Below are 3,598 nucleotides of genomic sequence, written 5' to 3'. Positions count from 1 at the left end.
GCTCTTGAGGCCGGTTGCCGGTATAAAAAGTCGCTACGGCCGGAGGAGATAATCATTTTGGAAACCGTCCTGGTCACTTTAACCCGAACGAGAATCGGATTTAAATATAAAATATTCAAAAAAGACGGGGTGTTGGCCGCCGAGGGCTTTACTATCCACGCTTATGTGGATGAGGGGGGAAAGCCTTTTGATTTTAAAAAACGCCACCCTGTCCTGTGGGAAAAGATAAACGCTCTATTTGGCGAACCAAGGGGTCATGAGATGCGGGGTATTCAAGATTTCAGCTTGGCTATGAACCGGGAGGCAGAAGAGTGCGAGAACGGGTAGTAATTACTGGGATGGGTGCGGTCACACCCATAGGTATCGGTGTGGAACCTTACTGGCGTAACCTGTTGCAGGGAAAATGCGGGGTCGGGTACATTTCCAGGTTCAATACCGATCACCTGCCGGTTAAAATTGGAGCCGAAGTTCGGGATTTCAGGGCGGAGGATTTTTTACCCAAAAAGCTAATTAAAGAAACGGACCTGTTTATGCAGTACGCCCTGGTGGCAGCCGGAGAAGCCCTCCAGGACGGCAGCCCTACCGGAAATCCGGAACGCATGGGAGTGGTCATGGGTACTGCCGTGGGAGGCATCACTACCATTACAGAATCGCAGGAGCGGCTCTGCCGTACCGGTTCCACCCGCATAAACCCCCATTTCATGCCCCGGATACTGGGCAACGTGGCTGCGGCGCAAATTGCCATTCTCCACGGGTTGAAGGGGCCAAGCCTGACCGTAAGTACCGCCTGTTCTTCAGGGGCAGATGCCGTGGGCACCGCACTCATGCTTTTGCAGCGCGGAGAGGCCGATGTCATGGTCGCCGTAGGGGCAGAGTCCATCATCTGTCCCCTGGTCATAGCCGGTCTTCATGCTGCCAGGGCCATCTCTACCCGCAACGACGCTCCGGAAAAGGCCAGCCGTCCCTTTGACCGCCGGCGGGACGGATTGGTGATGGGAGAGGGAGCTGGCGCGTTGATTCTGGAAACTCTTTCTCACGCTGAGCGCCGGGGCGCACGGATCAGGGCGGAATTAATCGGTTACGCCAACTTTGGTGACGGTTACCATACCACGGCACCCGAACCCGGCGGGAGGGGAGAAATCCTGTGCATGCGTAAAGCTCTGGAAAGGGCGGGCTTGACACCCGCAGACATTGACTATATTAACGCTCACGGAACCTCCACACCCCTGGGCGACCGAGTGGAAACTCTGGCCATCAAGGCTGTCTTTGGTTCCCGTGCTTTTCAGATTCCCATTAGCTCCACGAAGGGAGCTACGGGGCACCTGATGGGAGCCGGTGGCATAACCGAGTTAATAGCCTGTATCAAAGCTATCGAAGAAGGAATCATACCGCCTACCATCAATTACGAAGAACCGGATCCGGATTGTGACCTGGATTATGTGCCTAACATACCCCGCCGGGCAAGAGTGAGTGTGGCCATGTCCAATTCCTTCGGATTTGGAGGGCAGAACGCTTGCCTGGTGGTGCGGGAATTCAAATTCAGATGAGCCCATGTGGTTGGCTGAGTTCCATGAGCTTTGTCAGGAGGTCTGCAGCCAAGTATTCAGCTGGGCACTGGAACAGCTCGATACCCGCCTGATGAATGAACGTGACCGGAGCACCTGAAGGCCGCTGCCTTGAAGCTGATGTTTTTGAGCGGTGAGGTCTCATAACGGGAAAAATTTTTGTGGAGATACTTCCTGGATCCTGACACGGACCATCGGTTTTTCCAGAATTAAGAATTGCCATAAAAAGCTGAGAATGGTATAATTATACTACCCGAGAAAGGCAAACCCGTCGAAAGGCGGGGGCGCAAAGCCAAAGGGTCTAAGGCAGAGTACCGCTATGACAGCCGGCTGCCGGGACATTGGAGAAAAAGTCAGTTATCACTGGTAATTGTACTTGTAGAAATCCGTCCGGCTTCTGCGGGGTCAGGTGGATTTGCCGGCAGGTTTTGAGGCCAGGTGCTGGTACTTCGCCTTACTTCGGGAAGGAGGCGTTGACAATTAATGGTGAGCCCGGTGTATAGTAATTACTGGTATTCTGAATTGCTGGTAAATTACCTTCTGAGCCCCGGAGTATCTTCTTATTCTTACCAGCCAGTATTACCCATCAATGCAGTCGAGGAAATCCTGTTAAAAAATAACTGGGTTCAGCAACAACCTTCTCTGGTAACTAATAGTTTGGTTAGCTTGAATAATTACGCCCGTCAGCTTTGGGAGGCTTCCCAGCCTTTACAGCTCGGTACGACGGATAATGTGTTCCTGAAAAGGGTTGCTACTTCATCTGTTCCCGGTGCTGTTACTGCCCAAGCCCAACCAGGTGCCACTTTAGCCACTTACACCGTAACTGTAAGCCAGCTTGCCGCTGCCCAGCAGAATTTGGGCACGGCCCTGGCGAGCAATGCAGCTGCTGGACTTGCAGCGGGGACTTATACTTTTAGCCTTCAAGCAGGCGGCAAAACTTATACCATATCCTTTGCAGTTAACAGCGGGGATACCAACCTGACAGTGCTCAACAGTATGGCCAATGCCTTAAATGCTGCTGGCGCGCCAGTTACCGCTAAAGTAGCTACCGATACTGTAGCGGGTACCAGCCGCCTGGTTTTAACTGCTTCGAACACTGGTACCGGTAATGCTTTCACTTTAGCCGATATAACTGGCAATGCCGTGGCTTATACAGGGGCTAATACTGTCTCGGTTGCTGCAGCCAATGCGAGCTACACCGTAAACGGCATCCCTTACACCTCTCAAAGCAACACTGTCTACCTGGACAACCTGAAGCTCACCCTGAACCTCCTGGCTCCAGTATCCAGCGCCACCGTTACTGTCGCTCCCGATACCCAGGCTATAAGTACTGCTGTCAATAATTTTGTGGCAGCTTATAACAACTTGATTACCTTTACTGCTCAGAATTCCCAATATATAAGTCCCCAGATCGTGTCCAGCTTGAAACAAGCCTATAGCTATCAAGCCGCGAACCTGGCCGCCATAGGCATTACCCGGAATCCTGACGGTACCTTGGTTATTAACCAGTCTACCCTTACTAATGCTCTCCAAAGTAACCTTGGAGCGGTCGAGGCCGCCTTTAGCGGTGTAAATGGTTTGGCCGTAACAGCTGGTTTTGAAGCTCAACAAATTTTCACTGCTCCGTTAACTACCTTTATTAATCCTTTTTCTCTGGTGAGTACCACTGCTGGTGCGGCGAGTTACTACCCCCTTTATAACTGGATGGGACTATCAAATGCTGCAAGCTTGTGGTCTGTATTGCTGCCACCGGGTTCTCTTTTTAATCAGATAGTTTAGGAACCGGGCTCTTCGCTGATGGTACTGGTACGGACGATAGCGGAAGCCCTGGGTACGGCAGAAGCAGAAATGGCCGGACACCTTCCGGTGTGCCCGGCTTTTTCTTTCGTGAAACCACAACGGAAGGGGAAATAAGTATGCGGGGAGCGATAAAAGCTGCAGCGACTGCGGTACCCGCCGTTTTTGCAGCGGCGACCCCGGCGCTTGCTGCCACCGCTATCGGCTGCGGTTCTCCGACCACATGCTTCCCGCTG

At 52.4% G+C, this 3,598-nt stretch carries 4 protein-coding genes and 1 riboswitch; of the genes, 3 read left to right on the top strand and 1 reads right to left on the bottom strand.

The window, feature by feature from the left end; translation table 11 throughout:
* From ACPLUI_RS12565 to fliD, 3 genes are all read left to right on the top strand, one after another.
* A partial coding sequence (locus ACPLUI_RS12565; RefSeq protein ID WP_424660599.1) for an acyl-CoA thioesterase occupies positions 1-327 on the top strand: 327 nt, incomplete at its 5' end.
* The gene (gene fabF / locus ACPLUI_RS12560; protein ID WP_424660598.1) at positions 312-1,547 is read left to right on the top strand and encodes a beta-ketoacyl-ACP synthase II; all 1,236 of its coding nucleotides are present in this window, start codon (positions 312-314) and stop codon (positions 1,545-1,547) included. The genes ACPLUI_RS12565 and fabF, both read left to right, overlap by 16 nt.
* Before the next feature lie 269 nt (positions 1,548-1,816).
* Positions 1,817-1,903, top strand: a riboswitch (cyclic di-GMP riboswitch).
* A gap of 145 nt (positions 1,904-2,048) precedes the next feature.
* A complete protein-coding gene (fliD, locus tag ACPLUI_RS12555; protein WP_424660597.1) occupies positions 2,049-3,344 on the top strand; it encodes a flagellar filament capping protein FliD in 1,296 nt (431 codons plus the stop codon).
* Here fliD and ACPLUI_RS12550 read toward each other — a convergent pair.
* A partial coding sequence (locus ACPLUI_RS12550) for a hypothetical protein (protein WP_424660596.1) occupies positions 3,341-3,598 on the bottom strand: 258 nt, incomplete at its 5' end. The genes fliD and ACPLUI_RS12550 overlap by 4 nt on opposite strands.

This window comes from Desulfofundulus sp. (assembly GCF_049701015.1).
Classification (GTDB): Bacteria; Bacillota; Desulfotomaculia; order Desulfotomaculales; family Desulfovirgulaceae; genus Desulfofundulus.
Note: the sequence above shows the minus strand (reverse complement) of the source record. Positions and strands in the feature narration are given on the sequence as shown.

Coding starts and splice junctions, on each gene's coding strand:
- fliD (WP_424660597.1), top strand. CDS start 2,049: ATGGTGAGCCCGGTGTATAGTAATTACTGGTATTCTGAATTGCTGGTA.